This is a genomic window from Pelolinea submarina, from assembly GCF_003966975.1.
Lineage (GTDB): Bacteria > Chloroflexota > Anaerolineae > Anaerolineales > Anaerolineaceae > Pelolinea > Pelolinea submarina.
On sequence record NZ_AP018437.1, the window covers coordinates 1,816,367 to 1,834,789 of the forward strand.

An 18,423-nucleotide genomic window follows, 5' to 3' on the forward strand; every position below is an offset into this window, starting at 1 on the left:
CGATGCTATAATTTTCGCATGCTTTTGGAAAAAGTCAAAGCAACCCTGCAAAATTCCTGCTACATCCAGCCGCAGGATACGCTGGTCATGGGCGTCTCCGGCGGTGCGGATTCAATGACGCTGTTGGATATTTTAGTGCGTTCCGGTTATAAGCCGGTTGTAGCTCATTTTAACCACCAATTGCGCCCGGAAGCAGCCGCTGACGCCGAATTTGTCCGCCGGCGGGCAGGAGAATATGGTCTGGAATTCGCGCTTGGCAGCGCGGATGTGGCTCTGCAAGCCCGCCAAAACAGTCAGAGCATCGAAGAGGCTGCCCGCGGCGCACGTTACCGCTTCTTATTTGGGTTGGCGGAACAGCGGCAGGCGGTTGCGCTGGTTGTAGCGCATCAGGCGGATGATCAAGTGGAAACGGTGCTGCTTAACTTGTTGAGGGGCAGCGGGCTGAAAGGGTTAAGCGCAATGCGTTTCCAATCCTTTAGCCCTTTTCACGAAAGTATCCCGCTCGTCCGTCCGATGCTGGGCTGCTGGCGCGATGAAATCCAACTTTATTGCAGCGACCACAAATTGCCGTTTGTATGCGATGAAACCAACCAGGACAGCACCTACCGGCGTAATCGCATTCGCTTGGAGCTGCTGCCTGAATTGGAGAGTTACAACCCGCAGATCAAACGTTCTCTTTTTCAAATGGCGGACTTATTGGCCGGCGATATGGACTTTATCAACGCGGCTTGCCGGGATGCCGCAGCGCAGGTCGCATTGCAAACCCATGCAGGTTACGCGGAAATGGAGTTGCGAGAATTCAGGCACTTATCGGTTGCGCTTCAACGCGCGCTGATTCGCAGTATCCTGGCAGACGCTTTCCCACAGGCGGTTGAATTGGGCGCTTATCACTTTGAATTGGCGCGCCGATGTCTGACCCGTGAGATGGAAAGCCTGAATGTACAATTGAACGATGCTATCCTGGTGCGCGTGGAGAGTGGAAGGGGCGTCTTTATGAGGACCGAGTCCGCCATGCAGCCTTCATCGGAATGGCCCGCTATTGAAAATGAAATCCATATACTTCCCGAGACAGGCACAATTGAGCTGGCTTGCGGTTGGGAGCTTTCACTTGAAATGCTGAGTAAGGACTCCTTGGGGGACGCTTACCTTTCCAATACGGATAATTTCTGCGCGTATTTAGCGTCGGAAAAACTTGCCTCAGATTTGCTTCTGCGCACCTGGCAGGACGGTGATCGCTACCAGCCGTTGGGTTTATTAAAAGGGCAGCAGAAATTATCGGATTTCTGGATTAACAACAAAGTGCCCCTGCGTGCAAAGGGGCACTGGCCATTGCTTTTTTCCGGCGGCAACCTGGTTTGGGTACCGGGTTTTCCGCCTTCTCAACTTGTCAAAGTATCCTCGGAAACACAAAATGTGCTAAAAGCTCGTGTTTCCCATCGAGAAAATTACTCTTCCGTGATATAGGCTTTGATAAGTTCCTTGAGTTTCAAACTGATCTCACGCCATTGAATTTTTGAAATTCCCAATTTCTGACGGATGGTATCGCGGTCCATGCCAACCCGCCAATCCTGCAGGGCGCAATTCCAGCGGCACATTGAGAAAGACAGATGCTTTTCCAAGCCGGCAGCTTTGCCGATGTCTTCCAGGATGTACTCCAGGCGGCGCGGCGACCAGGGGAAAACCGTGTCCTCCGGATGGTACTGGTTGAGGTAAGCCTGATAGCTATCCAACCATTCCAAACTGACGGGAATTTTCCGTTCCTTGTTGCGGTCTTTCTGATCGGCGTAGCGGACAAATATATAATGTTCTCCATCTTCGTCGAAAATGTGCGCAGGTCTGAGGCTGAGGCATTCACTTTTCTTGATGCCTGTTTCCAATAGTAATTTTAATAACGCATAGGATCGTGTGTCAGGCTGCCCGCTTTCGGCCATGGCACGCGCTGTTTCCAACACCAATTCTGTTTCACGGATGGTAAGGACTTCAGGCAGGGGGCTGATGACCGAGTGCTGCAGGATGGCGTCGGCGGGATCAACACTTATGCGCCCATGCTCAGCCAGCCAGCGGAAGAAAGATTTCAGGGAGGTGATACGACGAGCCAGACTTTTCGGGCTGCAGGGGATATTCTTACCGCGGCCGTTCTCCAGCCATTCAATAAAATGGTTGAGGTCATTCGTGGTGATATCGCCGACTTTTTTATCCGGGGGCAGGAATTTGGTCAGCAAGCGGATGTCACCGCGGAAGGACTTTACTGTATATTCCGAGCGGCCCTGGTCGAGAAGATAGACTTCCCAAACATCCATAGCTGCCAGAATTGAGGATTGGCTGTCGATGTGTGCTGATTGATCCAAAGCATTATTCATGATTCACTCTCATTTAGTTTCGTATAGGTTAATGAGAGTGTAAGGGATTTAAATGCTTAAGTCAAGGTGTCAATCAGGGTGTATATACCGCTTCCTGAATCACTTGCCAAACCGCGTCATAATTCGGCAGCAGCACATAAGCGCCGGAATAGGGAATCGTATAGGGTGTCAGCTGTGCGGTATTCAGGTTGTAGCGGTGTATGCGATTGGTATCATTCAGCACAGCCGGCAGTACATTCAGGACTCCCAGAATATCATTCAATGTCATATCGGTTTCTACACTATTGATGAACAGGTCATAGATCTCCGGCGCGCGGGAAATTGCGTCCAGGGTCATCAATTTGTTACTTAACCCGATTAGGACTTCCTGTGCGCGGCGTGTGCGGTCAAAATCATTGGAGGTATAACGCGAACGGACATACCAGAGGGCTACTTCGCCATCCATATGTTCCGTACCGGGTCCGACGGAGCACCAACCTCCGTGCGCGTAGGAAAGATCGCAGCGGTCGGAGGTGTTTTGGGAAGCATTGATGTCAATGCCGCCCAGCGTGTCTACGATGGCCTTGAAGCCGCTGAAATTGGTCATCATGTAATGGTCAATATGAACGGCGAAATTATGCTCAAAGGTATCCACCAGCAAGGGCAAACCGCCATATCCCATAACGGTGTTGATGCGTTCTTCTTGCAGACCCGGAATTTCAACCCAGGTATCGCGCGGGAAGGAAATTAAACTAATCTTATTTTCCTTGGTAAAAATTGAAACCAACAAAACCACATCGGTACGGTAACCGCTGTTTGGACGGAAATCCGAACCCAGTACCAGAATGTTTACCTGTCCATCGGGAGGGAGCAATCCGGGGTTGGGGACTAATGCGTCTGTTATGGGTTGAGCATCATTGGTAGGAGTAGCAGTGTAATAAAAAGGTTGGAATGCGGTCGGTTCGGTATTACCACTTTTGAGTGCGTCCGCCAAAAGTTGAATTCCTGAACCGGAATCGTTGGAAAATGACAGCCATGGAACTGTGCAGGCGATTATAAAAAGAACCAGCACAGCCAACAGCAATATTTTATTTTTGGGCTTCTTCATCGGCTTATCTTTCCTCAAATCTTACGTAGAAAATAACATGCCTTTTTCAATGGATAATCCTGCAAGAATAGTGCCATCCAAAATCTGTTTGCATTATAGCATGAGCAAAAGGGGACCAATTTTACCAACCTGTTGACAAAATAATTCTTTTTGATAGAATTGCAACATCGTTAAGCCGGAGTGGCGGAATTGGCAGACGCGCTACGTTCAGGGCGTAGTGAGCATTACGCTCATGTGGGTTCAAATCCCACCTTCGGCATAAACCCTGTGAAAACAGGGTTTTTTATTTAATTGAAATCCGTTTTTATATGCGGTAATATTGGTATATGCCCAAGCTCAACGCGTTTTGGAAAAGGTGGATTTTTCTTGGTCTGATCATTATCCTTTTCTTTATGGTAATGACTCTGAATTCCAGCATTTCGGAATATTTCCGCCTGACCGATCAACACAACCAGATGACAGCGCGTATTAGTAATTTGGAAGCCACTCAATACGCGTTGGAAACGCAAATTGCCTATGCCGACTCGGATAAAGCAGTGGAAGAATGGGCGCGAACATATCAACGCAATATTCAGCCTGGAGATCAAATGATTATTCCTGTTTCTCCACTGGAAGCCACACCGGAAATAAACTATCTGCAAACACCGACTCCCAGCACAGAAGACAACTGGCAAATTTGGTGGGAATTATTTTTTGGCGAATGAAGCTGCATCATAAATTAAGTTAGAATAGTTCTGCAAGTCGAATTAGCTGTACAGCTAAATCAGATAAAAGAAAAGGAAAAACTATGTTAGGTAGGCAATCTCCTCAAAATGTTCTCGAACCATTTAAGAAAAAGAAACCGATCTTGCCGGTGTTCTTGGCGGTTATGGCAACATTGCTGGTTATTGTAGGTATTGTGCTCATCGTTATGGGCATTTCAGGTGGCGGTTTTAAATTCAAGCTATTCAGCAAAGAACCCACACCTACGAATACACTGCCTCCAACACCGGTATTTACTCCGACGGCTACTTTTGAACCAACCATTGCAGCCACACCGACGGTGACCATTTCACCCACACCTTCCGGTCCTTTTGAATATGAGGTCCAGGAGGGGGATACCTGTTACGATATTGCTCTAAAGTTCGATGTCGATTTAACGACATTACTGGCGATCAATAACTTTGAAAATGGTGAATGCCCGATCTATCCCGGAGGAAAAATCAAAGTTCCGGCGCCCGGACAAACGTTGCCGACTGCTACGCCTATCCCGGACGATACGGAACCTGGGACCAAGATCAGCTATAAAATCCAGGAAGGTGATTCATTGGCGTCTATCGCCAATAAATTTAACACCACGGTGGATGATATCACCGCGCAGAACCCGGATAAATTAGGTAGCGACACAAACACGCTAACGGTCGGGATGGAAATTACCGTGCGGGTAAATATTGTTACACCCACTCCAACATTTGCCCCAACCAGCACCCTGGCATCCTGATAAAGGACTATCCGGGTAAAAAAAGTTACCAGAACAAAAACCTCCTGCACCGCAGGAGGTTTTTTCTAATCATTGGTTAAGGCAGCACCGCAGTTCATCGCGTACGCGTTCGTCATCTTCCATGGACAACGCTTTTTCCAGGATTTGCCTCATATCCGGCGACCGCAGAGATGAAATAGCCCAGGCTGCGTGCAAACGCAGCAGCCAGGCTGGACTTTCCCGCAGGATCTTTTTCAACGCGGGTAAGCAGGCTTGAGAGCCTGAATTCCCCATGGCAATAATCAAGTTCCGTTGAAAACCGGTATGAGTCGCGCGCAGGATAGGGCTGCCCGCGTATTTCTTCCGGAATGAATCTTCATCCAATTTAATTTCGGCTAATAAATCAATGCCGGGTTCCATTACCTGAGGCAATAATGGTGAAACTTGGAATGGTTGAGTTTGTGGCTTGTGATTCCAAGGGCAGACATTTTGGCAGATATCACATCCAAATACCCAAAGGCCCATTCTTGAGCGCAAGTGGCGGGGAATAACACCCTTATATTCGATCGTGAGGTACGCGATACATTCATCCGCCCGCAAATTGTGGTTATCGGTAATGCAGCCGGTAGGGCAACTATCCTGGCATTTTTGACAGCTTCCGCATAAATCTTTGGAGAAAGGCTTATCGGAAATGAGCTCCAGATCGGTCAGAATACAGCCCAAAACTTGAAAGGACCCGGTTTCCGGTGTGATTATCAAAGAGTTTTTGCCGATCCAACCGGCGCCGGCCATAAACGCGGTGTCTTTTTCGAGCAAAGCAGACGAATCTACGAAGACGCGATACTGAATGTTTTTTCCTGTCTCCCGAACAATAAAATCCATCAGCCGGTGAGCCGCTTGTTTAAGAGCATCATGGTAATCCGCGTGCAGGGCGTAGGACGCAACCAATCCAACCGGATTTTGAGTGTCTTCCTCTGAAGGGAGCGATTGTGTCAATGGGGCATAGCGTACCCCAAAGGTCAGGATGGATTGCGCATTATCGAGTAACCCGGCCGGTGTTTGCCTGGATTGCCTGGTTCGTTCGGAGGAAAGGTATTTCATTTCACCGGTATGGCTGTCTGCCAGCCAATGCAGATAGGCCTCGTAATGGGGCGGCTGTATAGGCCGGGTGATTTGAAGAAAAGAAAAGCCAAGGCGATTGGCCTCGGCTTTTATCTTGTTATTTATAGTACTCACTGTTTGCACGACTGAAGAGATTATCCGGCAGGCGTAGCGGTTTTTTGTGCTTTTTCTGTGACCTTGATATAAACATACATTTCTGTACCGAAAATTTGGCCGTTTGCATTCATTAATTTCCAACGTGACATATATTCGCCATAAGCACTTGGAGATTTCATCTTGATGCCAAGTTCAAATTCTCCACCAGGTAGAACAGAGGTTGTTAATGGAATCACCGTATCTGCTCCAAAGGTGTTCCCATCAATGTTTACAATACTGTAGGTACTGTCCCAAGTGGTTGAACCAGAATTTTTTACTTTCCATACTTTATTGAAAGATTCATTAGTATAGAAGGCGGTTCCATCCGGAATTGTGACATCGCTCAACACATCCAAATTATCAGCTGTGGTGACAGGTGCTGTTGCAGCGGCGCTGTTCGTGACAGGCGCGGTCACGGCTACTGTGGGAACCGTGGGAAGCGCGGTCAAATCCTGTGTGGGTGTGGCTGGGATGGTGGGAGTGGGTGCCAGGGTCGCGGTGGGTGAGGGTGTCAGCAGCGCTTCTGCTGTGATTTCTGCTGCTACCGTCTGGGCAACTTCGGTCATCACTGCGTTCGGATCGATCGTCGGAGTTGGTTCAACTCTCGGTCCACAAGATGTGCCGATGAATGCAATACTCAGCAGAATGCTCAACATTACAACAAATCGTTTGTTCATTTTTATATTGCCTTTACTTTTTTTAATCCTGTGTCGAAAGTAAGATCATGGGGTCAAATAACTCGAAAAGATTGCTTACTCTCCAGACACAGTAATTATACCTTTCTGCTTCTGTAGATTGGAGCGTATAGTATGCCATACTTTCAAACCTTGCGCCAGAAGGGCCAACCCGCGTTTCGAAGTGTAAATGGGCATTAGACGATTGCCCGGAATTACCAACCAGACCGATTTGCTGGCCGCAGGAAACCTGGTCGCCTACCTGCACGATTGGCAGGTCTTTCAAATGGGCGTACAGAATGTAGACGGAACGTTCCGTTTCACTGAGTGTAAAAGTCAATTCTCCCGAAGCGGGGCAATTTACACGCGGATCGGGTACCACCGTAGGCTGCACATCCGGCAGGGCTAAAGCGGCTGCCAGGTCCGGAGCCAGTTCATCGAGAGGGGTTTCAATGATTAGGGCATACCCGTAAGGATTCTTGTCATTCAGGACGGTCACAACCTGGCCGGGCAGGGCGGCGTCTACCGGCAGCCCTTCAATTCCCACGATATCATTCATGCGATAAAACGCAAAGTCCACACCATGATGCCCGTCATCGTTTTTAGGACGCGGCGTTTTATAGGGTTGTGTGATGATATTGTTCAGGTCAGCCAGGGTGAAATTCTCCAAAGGTGAACAAACGCTATCTATATAATCCGGTGTTGGAGTTGGCGGGACGGGCGTCTGAGTGGGAGGCAGTGTAAGCGAAGGCGTTACGGTTACCTGAATTGGTGCCGGTAAATCTGTTGCGGCAGGTTGAGCGGTTATGGTAGAGCACCCAACTAAAACCGCAGCGATTAATGTGATGAAAATTGATTTCAGACGCATTTTTATTTTGACTATTGTATTTGACGGCATTCCAGGTAGAAGCGTTTTTCGTTGGCTTCGCCCATGGAAAATGTCTTGCGCGGGAGTGAACCGTCTTTTATTACCGCTTCAAATAACTGCGATTTTTGCATAACCGGCAGGAAAATACCCGCATGATTTTCTTTACTGCCTAAATTCAGGACAGTTTCGGCTCCATGGACATAGTCAATGCTTTCCAGTTCATCCTTTTTAATCAAATCATCCAGGAATGTTTGCACGCTTCCGACTGTCAGAGCCTGTTGGGGATTCTTGATCTCGTAAACCCGGAATCCTTCCGGCGTTATTAATCCGAACTTCTGAACGGCCGCCGGGCTTTCCATGACGGCTTTCTTCAGCGTAGCAAAATCCGTTTTATTTTCGACGGTCAAGCTATTCGCGAAGTATTTTTCAAGGGCAGCATGCAGGTCAACGCGCGGATTTTTCAGCAAACGGTGGATAGGTTCAAATTCCAGGGCCGGATCGTGAATATTGATCAATTCGACCAGGGCAAAACGAGCCGGATCCGTATCACTCCGGCCGGCTTTTACCTCTTCCCACACGGATTTTGCAGTAGCCAATGAATGGTTGCCGTCGCCTACAGCAAAAAGGAAAGGCGCTTCCGTTTCATCCACATTGTATTTCTGTTGAAATTGTTCAGGCTGAAGCAATTTTTCCAGTGCGGCCACAATCCGTTTTTCAACTTCTTCATTTTTTATCCGATAACCGCTTAAATGACCGCCGGACTGCATCAGGTCGAAATCGTAGAGCGTATCCATTTCGGATTTCATTGTGCCCAAAGGTTCAATCACTGTTTCCAGTGGATCGTCAATGAGCACCAGAATGTGAGGAATTTCAAGGAGTGCATCCTTGCGGATTTTGATACGCGGGGGCAGCCGATCCAGGATGGTGCCCTCGGTGGCGCGAATTAGCGATTTGGAACCTTTACTGAAGCTATATTGCTCGAGATCGAGGGCGGTAATCAAACCACGTCTTATCCGCTTTCCAATTACGCGTTCCGTAAAGATGAATCCTTCCACCGGAGAGAGAACCTGTCTTTGCATGTATTCCCGCATGGTTGGGTTGATCTGTTTTTGATGGGATGCTTCCTTATCGGTACCGAGATAGGCTTCCGGTAGAATCAGGTGATAGGTTGAGGGCGCTTCTCCCACAACCTTTTCTACAGCATCCCAATAATCCGGTTCGGAGGTGTATTGGTCGCAGGCAACAACCGCCCAGCGGGCATAATCAATGCCTTCAGCGGGTAAAAGGACATCAGGTGCTTGAATTCCGATTTGAAGGTAATTTTTCATTTTTTTATTTTGTATTTTACCAAAATGAAAACCCCCAAACGGGGGTTTTCTATTTCATTCCATTGTAGCGAAGTTCAGCGCGACAGTGCCCGGCCCGGCATGTGTCCCAATAACCGGGCTTAATTCGCTTTCTATAAATTCGATGAAGTCGGTTTCTTTAAACCGCTTTTGAATTTCAGCTTTCAACCAGGCGGCATTCTCAGGGGCGGTGGCATGGGAGATGCCGACATAAATAGGTTTTTTATTGCCTACCTGATTTTCAAAAATCTCAATAATACGGGCAAGGGCTTTTTTCATCGTGCGGACTTTCCCATAGGCTTCAATCTTGCCTTCTTTTACATATAGAATCGGCTTCAGATTCAGGGCAGAACCCAGCAATGCAGTGGCTCCGCCTATGCGGCCGCCACGTTTGAGAAATTCCAGAGTGTCCACCAGGAAGTAAATTTGAGTATTGGAACGGATTTTTTTGGCGATTTCGAGGCATTCAGCTAGTGAGGCGCCTTCTTTTGCGGCTTTTGCTGCCGCAATGGCTTGAAATGCGGTACCCAATGTGGTGAACTCCGAATCAATTACTTCAATGTTATCGGCATGAAGATGAGCTTTTGCCTGTACCGCTGAATCCACTGTTCCGGACATTTGTGAAGAGATATGGATGCTGAGGATGTCGCGGCCTTCCGCAAGATATTTTTCGTATAAGGACATAAATTCCTTTGGCGATGGCTGTGATGTGGTCGGCATGACTTTCGCGTCGGGCAGTCGCCGGTAAAACTCATCGGGCAATAAATCAACACCGTCGCGATAAATCTCGTCTCCCCAAATCACATGCAAAGGTATTACATCAATATCCAGATTCTTAATATATTCTTCGGGAAGATAAACAGTGCTGTCGATGATTACTTTTACTTTTGACATAGAAGCTCCAATTCGTATAAAATATGAAGTGATTATAGCATTCGTATATTTTTGACAAGTGTTATATTATTTAACTTGACGTAAGGTACTTATTCCTATAAAATTTCGAGTCTTGATCTTATTTAAAATAATTCGGCTCAAGGCAGTATAATAGGAAGTTGTGTTTCATCCAGAACAGCAAAAATCTAGAAATCGAATCCTTTCTCGTCCCTCGGAGATTCTTGCTTCTGATGATCAGAAAATGTAAATAATTACAGGAGAAGCATGCATGGTTAGAATTCGTTTAAGGAGAATTGGGTTACGCAACCAACCCAGTTACCGTATTATTGCAACAGAAAAAGAAAGTCCACGTGATGGTCGTTTTCTAGAAATTTTGGGCTTTTATAATCCCAGAACAGATCCCTTTACCATTGAGGTCAAGGAAGATCGCGTTTATGAATGGATGAAAAACGGCGCCCAACCCAGTGAATCGGTAATGCAGATTTTTAAATCAGTTGGCTTGTTAGATCGTTACGAAAAAGTTAAATCAGGCGAACCACAGGAAAAGGTTTTAGAAGAAGCCAACGAATATTATCAATCTCGCCAGGCTGAACAAAAGACCCGCAAGAGTTAATCTGCCGGACAGTCTGTTGTGATCCCTTTCGATAAGGAGAGACAATGAAAGAGTTAATTGAATATATTGCCACCCAACTGGTTGAGGATCAAGCTCAGGTTTCGGTAAAAGAGTACGATGACAGCGGGCGTGTCCGCATTGAATTGAAAGTTGCCAAAGACGACATGGGCCGAGTGATCGGCAAAGGCGGTCGAGTAGCCAATTCAATCCGGGTTCTGCTGCGTGTCGCGGCTGCACGCGAAAGCAAGCGCGCAACTTTGGATATTGTTGAACCCTAAAAATGTCTGATCGAAAATATCAGAGCAATTCAAAAAAACAATCAGGCTCGCTTGGAAATAGTGAGCCTGAATTTTTAGCCGTAGGGAAAATCGGCCGTACCCATGGTTTGAGGGGGGAATTATGGATGAATATCTACACGGATTTTCCGGAACGGTTAACATCGGGAAAGACTGTTTTCCTGGGCCGGCAACACGAAGAAAAAGTGATTGCTTCCTTCAAAATCAGCAATGTACGCGGATTAATTAATTTCGAAGATACCCACACTCCGGAGGAAGCCAACAAGTATAAAAATATGCTTGTATACATACAACAGGACGCGTTGCCTGAGTTACCGGAAGGGGAGTACTACCACCATAATTTGATTGGTTTGAAAGTGCAGGATGAAAACCAAAAAATTTTGGGGTTCCTTACGGAAATAATCTCTACCGGCGCAAATGATGTATATGTTGTAAGAGATCCGGCAGATGAAAATAGTGAAATATTGATTCCTGCAATTCCTGATGTTATTTTAGATGTGAACGTACAAACTGGGGTAATGGTGGTCAAACCGCAAGAGTGGGCATAGAGCCGTGGCTTCCGATTCAAAAAAGTACTGGCTGGCATTCAGCCGGGTAAAGGGGATAGGCGCAGCCAGAACACAAATCCTCATTAATTATTTCGGTGATTTGAGTTCGGCCTGGAATGCTTCCGAAAAGCAACTACAGGAAGCCAGACTGAGTCCTAAACCGATACAAGCGTTAATAGAATTGCGCCGCAGTTTCGACCTGGATGGGGAATATCAGCGAATCATTGATTCCGGAATTCAAATCCTCACAATGAATGAAGAGGATTACCCCAAACGGCTGGCGGTGATCGAGTATCCGCCGCCGGTGTTATTCCTGAAAGGCTCCCTGCACCCGGATGATGATTTTTCTGTCGCGATTGTCGGTACACGCCGGGTGACGTCGTATGGCCGTCAGGTTGCGGTTGAATTGGGCCGTTACCTGGCAAATAATAAGATTACGGTCATCAGCGGTTTAGCGCGCGGGGTGGATGGTATTGCGCATCAAGCTGCGTTGGATGCCGGCGGGCGCACGCTGGCAGTGCTGGGTTCGGGAGTGGATATGATTTACCCTCCGGAGCACCGCAGCCTGGCAGCAGCCATCAGCCAAAACGGCGCTTTAATCAGCGATTATTACCCCGGAACATCTCCCGAAGGCAGCAACTTTCCACCCAGAAACCGCATCATTTCCGGGTTGTCACTGGCCGTGGTTATTATAGAAGCCGGAGAGCGCAGCGGCGCTTTGATTACGGCGGATTTCGCGGCCGGCCAGGGAAGAGAGGTATTCGCTGTTCCCGGCTCAATTTACGCGCCGCAAAGCAAAGGTACCAACCGCTTGATCCGCGATGGGGCACTGCCGCTTTTGGATTTTTCTGAGATTTTGGAAGCACTGAAGTTAACCCAAATTGACGATTACCGCTATGCCAAGCAGGTTCTCCCCGAAAATGATATAGAATTGCTATTAATGGAAGCATTACGAGATGAGCCGATGCACATCAATGAAATCAAAGCAGCTACCGGATTACCGATTGATAAAATATCATCAACCCTGGTTTTGATGGAATTAAAGGGATTGGTCAGAAATGCGGGCAATCTCACGTATTTATCAGTTGGAGAATCAGAACTACATTATGATGAGGCTTAATGGATAATTATTACGCAGTGATCATGGCCGGGGGCGGGGGAACACGTCTTTGGCCGCTTTCACGAAGGGAACGCCCCAAACAACTGCTGCGGCTGGTGAGCGAACGATCAATGTATCAAATCGCCATCGACCGGCTGCTGCGCATCTTCCCAACGGAGCGGATATTGATTGTGACGATAGCGGCGCAGGTTGAAGCTCTGCACGCGGAATTCCCCAGCATCCCATTGGAAAACTTCATCATTGAACCTATGCCCAAGGGAACGGCTTCAGTTGTTGGACTTGCGGCCACCTATTTGTTGGAACGCGATCCCGAAGCGGTCATGGCTGTTTTGACTGCCGACCACGTGATTGAAAATATCAGCCTGTTTCATGACTTGCTGGAAAAGGGTCGTACGCTGGCTGAAGAAAAACATTTAATTACGTTGGGGATTGAGCCTACTTATGCGGCAACCGGTTATGGATATATTCAGGCAGGCGCGTCGCTGGCGAATGGTTATAGCTGGCAGGTTGACCAGTTCGTGGAAAAACCGGACGAGAAGACCGCGCAGGAGTATTTAAAATCCGGCAAGTATTTTTGGAATTCAGGGATGTTTATCTGGAAAGCATCCGTGATTATGACGGAATTTGCCAAACAAATGCCTGAACTAAATTCCAGCCTGAAGGAGATTGGGGAGCACCTTCATAAAGGCGATGCCGATAAGTTCATTCCCGGAATTTGGGAAAAGATCAAACCGCAGACGATTGATTACGGCATAATGGAGCATGCCGGTGATGTGGTAGTATTGCCAGCCAGAGATCTGGGATGGAATGATGTAGGCAGCTGGGATTCATTGTTTGAAATCCTGGACGCGGATGAAAATGGAAATGTGTTTAAATCCGGAAAAGTAATTAGCATCAACTCGAGAAATACCCTATATCAGTCCGAATTTGATGATAAATTAGTTGCGTTAGTGGATATTGATGATTTGGTTATTATCGACAGCGGCAAAGCCCTGTTGATTTGTAGAAAGGGTCAAACCCAGAAAATCAAACAGATCGTGGAAGAACTGAAGAAAAAAGATCTGGATACTTATCTATAGGAGTTAACTTGGAAGCTTACTGCATGAAGTGCAAGGAAAAACGAGAAATACAGAACCCGACAGCGGGCTTTAATTCACGCGGAACGCCGGTGACCACCGGCACCTGTGCGGTGTGCGGTACCAAGCTGTATCGCATGGGCAGAACGGATGCACATGAGGGCTTGATTCCACCGGAACCTGTTCCGGGAGCGAAGAAGACAAAATCCGGGAAAACTGCCACAGCAAAGCGTAAAGGCAAAATGGTGATTGTCGAATCACCCGCCAAGGCTCGGACAGTCGGTAATTTTCTGGGGAAAGATTACATCGTCAAAGCTTCTGTCGGCCATGTACGCGATTTATTACGTTCACAGCTCTCTGTTGACGTGGAAAATAATTTTGAACCCAAATACCGTGTACCCAACGAGAAACGCCCAATAGTCAAGGAATTGAAGGCAGATGCTCAAAAGGTGGAAGAAATCTACCTGGCGACAGACCCTGACCGTGAAGGAGAAGCGATTGCCTGGCACTTGATGGAAGCTGCCGAGCTGGATGAAGGCCGTGTCAAACGAGTGGTATTTCATGAGATTACCAAACCGGCCATTGCGGAAGCTTTTTCTAATCCGCGCGAGATCGATATTAATTTAGTAGACGCGCAGCAGGCGCGCAGAATATTGGACCGGTTGGTGGGCTACAATCTCACCCCGCTGTTATGGGAAAAAGTGCGCGGGCGTTTATCTGCCGGCAGGGTACAGTCCGTTACCCTGAAGCTTATTATCGAACGCGAACGTGAAATTGAAGCGTTTGTACCGGAAGAATATTGGACCATCGACGGCGAGTTTAAACCCGAAAATCAAAAGGACACATTCACCGCGCGATTGGTCAAAATTGACGATCAGGATCCACAGCTGCCTATGCAGGGAGTGGTTGACGGCTTGTTGGCGGATTTGAAAGCTTCCCATTACACCGTCTCCAAGATCAAGCGCGGCACACGCCGGCGCAAACCCTTTGCACCTTTTACCACCAGCACCATGCAGCAGCAGGCTTCGCGGCAGCTAGGTTTTACCGCCAAACGCACCATGCGCATAGCCCAACAGTTGTATGAAGGTATTGATATTGGGGAGGGTGGTGAAACAGGTTTAATCACCTATATGCGTACCGATTCCACCAATATTTCTCCTCTGGCAATTAAAGAGGTGCGTGATTATATTAAAGAAGTTCACGGACCGGAATTTGTACCGGAAACGGAGAATAAGCACCAAACCAAAGCAATGAAAGCCCAGGAAGCACACGAAGCCGTACGGCCTACCTCCGTAATGCGTGTTCCTGAAAAATTGAAACCATTCCTGAAACCGGAACAATTCAAGCTGTATCAGTTAATTTGGCGGCGCTTTGTCGCATCCCAAATGGAAGCGGCGGTCTACGAAACGCTCTCAATCGAGATCAATGGGGATGGTAAAGACCACCAGTATTTATTCCGTGCTTCCGGTTCGCAAATCCAATTCCCCGGTTTCCTGGTTCTATACGAAGAAGCCAAGGACGACGACAGCAACGGGGACGAGAACAAGGAATTGAAGATTCCCGAAGATTTATTGGAAGGACAGTTGATTTTGCTGGTCAAACTCAATCCGGAGCAGCATTTCACCCAACCGCCGCCGCGCTTTACCGAGGCTTCGCTGGTGCAAACCCTGGAAGAATTGGGCATTGGCCGTCCTTCCACGTACGCACCGATCATCTCGACCATTCAGGCCCGTGGTTATGTTGAGCGGGACGGCAAGCGTTTGATTCCCACCGATACCGGTTTTACGGTCAACGATTTACTGGTGGAGTATTTCCCGGATGTATTGGGTGTGAACTTCACAGCGCACATGGAAGAGGATTTGGATGAAATTGCCAGCGGCGAGCGCGAATGGCGCAAAGTGATTGCCGATTTCTATCAATCCTTCGAGCCGCAGTTAAAACGAGCGCAGGACGAAATGCCGGAAACCAAGATGGAACCGGAAAAGATTGGAAAAGCCTGCCCGCAGTGCGGCAACGACCTGGTCATCAAATGGGGCCGCTTCGGCAAATTCATCAGCTGCAGCGATTATCCGAACTGTAAATACACAGAACCCTACCTGGAAAAAATTGGCGTATTGTGCCCCAAAGATGGCGGGGAAATTGTCATCCGCAAGACACGCAAGGGCAGGATATTTTATGGTTGTGAGAATTATCCCAATTGCGACTTTACTTCCTGGAAGCAGCCCATCAGTACACCCTGCCCATCCTGTTCGGGTTTGCTTACTTTCAAGAACAAGAATGAATATCAATGTATGAATTGTGAAGAGACTTTTTTGATTAGTAGTATTAATGTCGAAGAGTCAGAATCGGCATAAAACTTGCAATGTTATTTACATAAGTTATTCGGTTAATAGCAGGAGAGGTTACTATGGAAAAGATAAAAGCGTTCTTGAAGAAACCGGTCGCACTGGGTGTGGGCGCATTACTTGTCGGCATTCTGTTCGGCATGGTTGTATTAGGATGGGGAATCTGGCCGGTCCAGTGGGAAGATGCCAGTCCTTCTTCCTTACAAATGGATTACCAGAGGGATTATCTTTGTATGACGATTGATTCCTATATCCGTAATCCCAATAATCAGTTGCTGCAAACGCGCTGGGAAGGCTTGGGAGAAAATGCAAACGCATTGTTGGATGCATTGACCCCGGCGGCGTGCGACTTCAACGATAATAAAGAAATCCAGGCATTCAAAGAGATGATGGGCGCAGCCAGCCCGGTTGCTTCCATGGGCAACGCAGGTAACGCATTAGGGGAAGAACCTGCGCCGACCACTGAAGAAATCAAACCTGAGAGTACTTTCTCGCTTACTCCGTTGATGATTCTTCTTCTCCTAACCCTGGTCGTAGGCGGTGTGTTTGTGTTCCTGATGAAGCGCAAATCCGCTGGCGGACCTGCCAAACCCAGAAAATCCGTCATCAATCCGTCAAAAGTAAACGCAGTCAAGAATCAGGCGTTCACCACGGCCAGCTCCGTCTCCGCTGCGGCGAAACGGGAGCCTGCCCTGGCGCAATTTATGACGACTTACCGGCAAGGCGATGACCTGTACGACGACTCATTCAGCATTGATTCTGTGAACGGCGAGTTCCTGGGCGAATGCGGTGTGGGTATTGCCGAAACGATTGGCGTAGGCGATCCGAAGAAAGTTACTGCGTTGGAAGTTTGGCTCTTCGATAAAAATGATATCCAAACTGTCACCAAAATCTTGATGAGCGAACATGCCAGCAACGACTCAGCTATCCGCCAGCGCATGGTTTCCAAGGGCGAGCCCATCAAGGCTGAACCCGGCATGACCTTTGTAATGGAAACGGCAACCTTACAGTTGGAAGCCAAGATCATTGATATGGTTTATGCCCGCGGGCCATTGCCTGAAAACAGCTACTTCTCCCGTCTGACAATGGAAATCTCCGTTTGGCCTAAATAATCAAAGTTGAAAAAGATAAAAAAAGCCCGGGCAACCGGGCTTTATCTATTTAATTCTAACTATTTTAAAATTTATCGAACCGGCAGGTGTTTCCACCCGCACAATATCGCCGACTCTATGTTTCAACAGCGCTTTCCCAATGGGGGATTCATAGGAAATTTTGCCTTCATCCGGATTGGCTTCTTTTGAGCCGACAATGTTGAAAGTCTCTTCAGGATATTCTTCTTCTTTGACAACCACTTCGGAACCGATTTGAACGTACTCGCGGTTTTCGTTTTCTTCAATGGCTACTGCGTTCTTTAGAATGTGCTGTAATTCCAAGATACGGCCTTCGATAAAGCCTTGATCCTCTTTCGCGCTGATGTAATCGGCGTTTTCTGAAAGGTCACCCATTTCAATCGCTGCTCGCAACCGGCGGGATAGTTCAGGCCTTTTTTCGTTAATAAGTATTTCAAGTTCTGCCTGGACTTTTTCAATTCCGTCGGGGGTTAAATAAATATCATTTGCCATAATTCTCACGTTCCATTTCTATGATGATTGCTGATTGTACTATAAGCTGTTCACTCGGACTTAGTTTTTATCGTTGTGCCGATAATTTCGCCCTGAAGCGCAGCGGAAATAGTGCCCGATTCCTCTCCGGAAAAAATGCGGACAGTAATTTCCGGGTAAGCTTGAACGGTTTGCAGCATGAGCTGCACCTTGGCGGCCATCCCGCCGGTGACATCGATGGATGCCGAAGATTGGATGGTTAAAGATGTGGCGGCATAACTGGCCGGTGTAATCAGGGGAATGACGCGAGTGTTTTTGGGATAGTCGGCCCACACACCGGGTTCTTTACCGGCTAATAAAACCATCTGCGGCTGGAGCATGGGCAGCAGCGGAAGAAATAGATCCTCGGTGGAATAGATAATACCGCCCATTTCTTCATCGAAAATCACATCTCCAAAAATAATCGGGATGAGGTTGTGTTCCAGGGCCGATTGGATGGGATAGGTGGACCATTGCCGCGGTTTACGCGCTTGCGCCGATACGGCCGCGGAGGGGGGCAGTGAGATAACCGGCAGGTTTGCTGCGGACATTTCCTCCAGGAGGATTTGGTTCAGGGCATGGGCAGCCGCCCATACTTTTTGGAACCCAAGCCATTCCTGCGGGCTGTCGACATGGTCGCGTGTGCCTAAATCCTTGGCGGCATAATGGCCAAAGGAGCCTGATCCATGGCCCAACAGGATTTGCAGGTCGGGATCCTTTTGCCAGCAATTGGCAATTTCAGCGGCAATACGCCGAATTACATCCCGGCGAGCGGTATAAGGTTGGTCTTTATCGGTGATGAGGGAACCGCCTAATTTCAGAAATACTCTCATAATTGCT

The 18,423-nt window shown here is 47.9% G+C and carries 18 protein-coding genes, 1 tRNA gene and 1 pseudogene; 11 read left to right on the forward strand and 9 right to left on the reverse strand.

Going from position 1 to position 18,423, the window contains the following annotated elements:
* Positions 1 to 18 precede the first annotated feature (18 nt).
* Positions 19 to 1,464 carry a tRNA lysidine(34) synthetase TilS gene (gene tilS, locus Pelsub_RS08000; protein ID WP_116224248.1) on the forward strand — a complete coding sequence of 482 codons (1,446 nt, stop codon included), beginning with the start codon at positions 19 to 21 and terminating at the stop codon, positions 1,462 to 1,464.
* Here tilS and Pelsub_RS08005 read toward each other — a convergent pair.
* Together Pelsub_RS08005 and Pelsub_RS08010 are read right to left on the reverse strand one after the other, a co-directional pair.
* The gene (locus tag Pelsub_RS08005) at positions 1,446 to 2,360 is read right to left on the reverse strand and encodes a tyrosine-type recombinase/integrase (protein ID WP_116224247.1); all 915 of its coding nucleotides are present in this window, start codon (positions 2,358 to 2,360) and stop codon (positions 1,446 to 1,448) included. The genes tilS and Pelsub_RS08005 overlap by 19 nt on opposite strands.
* Before the next feature lie 73 nt (positions 2,361 to 2,433).
* Positions 2,434 to 3,447: an LCP family protein gene (locus tag Pelsub_RS08010; protein ID WP_116224246.1), complete on the reverse strand. Its 1,014-nt coding sequence runs from the start codon at positions 3,445 to 3,447 to the stop codon at positions 2,434 to 2,436.
* A 174-nt stretch (positions 3,448 to 3,621) separates the two neighbouring features.
* Here Pelsub_RS08010 and Pelsub_RS08015 point away from each other — a divergent pair.
* From Pelsub_RS08015 to Pelsub_RS08025, 3 genes are all read left to right on the forward strand, one after another.
* A tRNA-Leu gene (locus tag Pelsub_RS08015) sits at positions 3,622 to 3,706 on the forward strand.
* A 67-nt stretch (positions 3,707 to 3,773) separates the two neighbouring features.
* Positions 3,774 to 4,151 (forward strand): septum formation initiator family protein, encoded by a 378-nt coding sequence (locus Pelsub_RS08020; protein ID WP_116224245.1) that lies wholly within the window; start codon positions 3,774 to 3,776, stop codon positions 4,149 to 4,151.
* Between the two features lie 83 nt (positions 4,152 to 4,234).
* Positions 4,235 to 4,927, forward strand: coding sequence for a LysM peptidoglycan-binding domain-containing protein (locus Pelsub_RS08025; RefSeq protein WP_116224244.1), 693 nt, complete (start codon positions 4,235 to 4,237; stop codon positions 4,925 to 4,927).
* Between the two features lie 69 nt (positions 4,928 to 4,996).
* Here Pelsub_RS08025 and queG read toward each other — a convergent pair whose 3' ends face one another.
* The 5 genes from queG to Pelsub_RS08050 are packed head-to-tail and all read right to left on the reverse strand — an operon-like array spanning position 4,997 to position 9,945.
* Positions 4,997 to 6,142, reverse strand: coding sequence for a tRNA epoxyqueuosine(34) reductase QueG (gene queG, locus Pelsub_RS08030; RefSeq protein ID WP_158675040.1), 1,146 nt, complete (start codon positions 6,140 to 6,142; stop codon positions 4,997 to 4,999).
* A gap of 20 nt (positions 6,143 to 6,162) precedes the next feature.
* Positions 6,163 to 6,840, reverse strand: coding sequence for an NBR1-Ig-like domain-containing protein (locus tag Pelsub_RS08035; protein ID WP_116224242.1), 678 nt, complete (start codon positions 6,838 to 6,840; stop codon positions 6,163 to 6,165).
* Between the two features lie 22 nt (positions 6,841 to 6,862).
* Positions 6,863 to 7,705 (reverse strand): M23 family metallopeptidase, encoded by an 843-nt coding sequence (locus Pelsub_RS15850; RefSeq protein WP_198418325.1) that lies wholly within the window; start codon positions 7,703 to 7,705, stop codon positions 6,863 to 6,865.
* Positions 7,706 to 7,716: 11 nt separating this feature from the next.
* Complete coding sequence (locus Pelsub_RS08045) at positions 7,717 to 9,033, reverse strand: DUF1015 domain-containing protein (RefSeq protein ID WP_116224241.1); 1,317 nt, start codon at positions 9,031 to 9,033, stop codon at positions 7,717 to 7,719.
* Between the two features lie 54 nt (positions 9,034 to 9,087).
* Positions 9,088 to 9,945 (reverse strand): DegV family protein, encoded by an 858-nt coding sequence (locus Pelsub_RS08050; protein WP_116224240.1) that lies wholly within the window; start codon positions 9,943 to 9,945, stop codon positions 9,088 to 9,090.
* A gap of 268 nt (positions 9,946 to 10,213) precedes the next feature.
* Between Pelsub_RS08050 and rpsP the strand changes: the two are divergent.
* The 7 genes and pseudogenes from rpsP to Pelsub_RS08085 form a co-directional block, all read left to right on the forward strand.
* Positions 10,214 to 10,474 (forward strand): annotated as a pseudogene (rpsP, locus tag Pelsub_RS08055) (30S ribosomal protein S16); the annotation flags it as partial.
* 128 nt (positions 10,475 to 10,602) lie between these two features.
* Positions 10,603 to 10,836 (forward strand): KH domain-containing protein, encoded by a 234-nt coding sequence (locus tag Pelsub_RS08060; protein ID WP_116224238.1) that lies wholly within the window; start codon positions 10,603 to 10,605, stop codon positions 10,834 to 10,836.
* 2 nt (positions 10,837 to 10,838) lie between these two features.
* Complete coding sequence (gene rimM / locus Pelsub_RS08065) at positions 10,839 to 11,402, forward strand: ribosome maturation factor RimM (protein WP_116224237.1); 564 nt, start codon at positions 10,839 to 10,841, stop codon at positions 11,400 to 11,402.
* 4 nt (positions 11,403 to 11,406) lie between these two features.
* Positions 11,407 to 12,522 carry a DNA-processing protein DprA gene (gene dprA / locus Pelsub_RS08070; RefSeq protein WP_116224236.1) on the forward strand — a complete coding sequence of 372 codons (1,116 nt, stop codon included), beginning with the start codon at positions 11,407 to 11,409 and terminating at the stop codon, positions 12,520 to 12,522.
* Entirely contained in the window at positions 12,522 to 13,601 is a 1,080-nt protein-coding gene (locus Pelsub_RS08075; protein ID WP_116224235.1) for a mannose-1-phosphate guanylyltransferase, read from the forward strand. The genes dprA and Pelsub_RS08075 overlap by 1 nt, the downstream gene beginning before the upstream one ends.
* An 8-nt stretch (positions 13,602 to 13,609) precedes the next feature.
* Positions 13,610 to 15,952 carry a type I DNA topoisomerase gene (gene topA, locus Pelsub_RS08080; RefSeq protein WP_232528581.1) on the forward strand — a complete coding sequence of 781 codons (2,343 nt, stop codon included), beginning with the start codon at positions 13,610 to 13,612 and terminating at the stop codon, positions 15,950 to 15,952.
* A gap of 53 nt (positions 15,953 to 16,005) precedes the next feature.
* Positions 16,006 to 17,055 (forward strand): hypothetical protein, encoded by a 1,050-nt coding sequence (locus Pelsub_RS08085; protein WP_116224233.1) that lies wholly within the window; start codon positions 16,006 to 16,008, stop codon positions 17,053 to 17,055.
* 45 nt (positions 17,056 to 17,100) lie between these two features.
* On the opposite strand, the gene greA is transcribed toward Pelsub_RS08085, so the two are convergent.
* Both greA and Pelsub_RS08095 read right to left on the reverse strand, forming a co-directional pair.
* Complete coding sequence (gene greA, locus Pelsub_RS08090) at positions 17,101 to 17,565, reverse strand: transcription elongation factor GreA (protein WP_116224232.1); 465 nt, start codon at positions 17,563 to 17,565, stop codon at positions 17,101 to 17,103.
* Positions 17,566 to 17,615: 50 nt separating this feature from the next.
* Positions 17,616 to 18,416 (reverse strand): isopentenyl phosphate kinase, encoded by an 801-nt coding sequence (locus Pelsub_RS08095; RefSeq protein WP_116224231.1) that lies wholly within the window; start codon positions 18,414 to 18,416, stop codon positions 17,616 to 17,618.
* Positions 18,417 to 18,423: the final 7 nt, after the last annotated feature.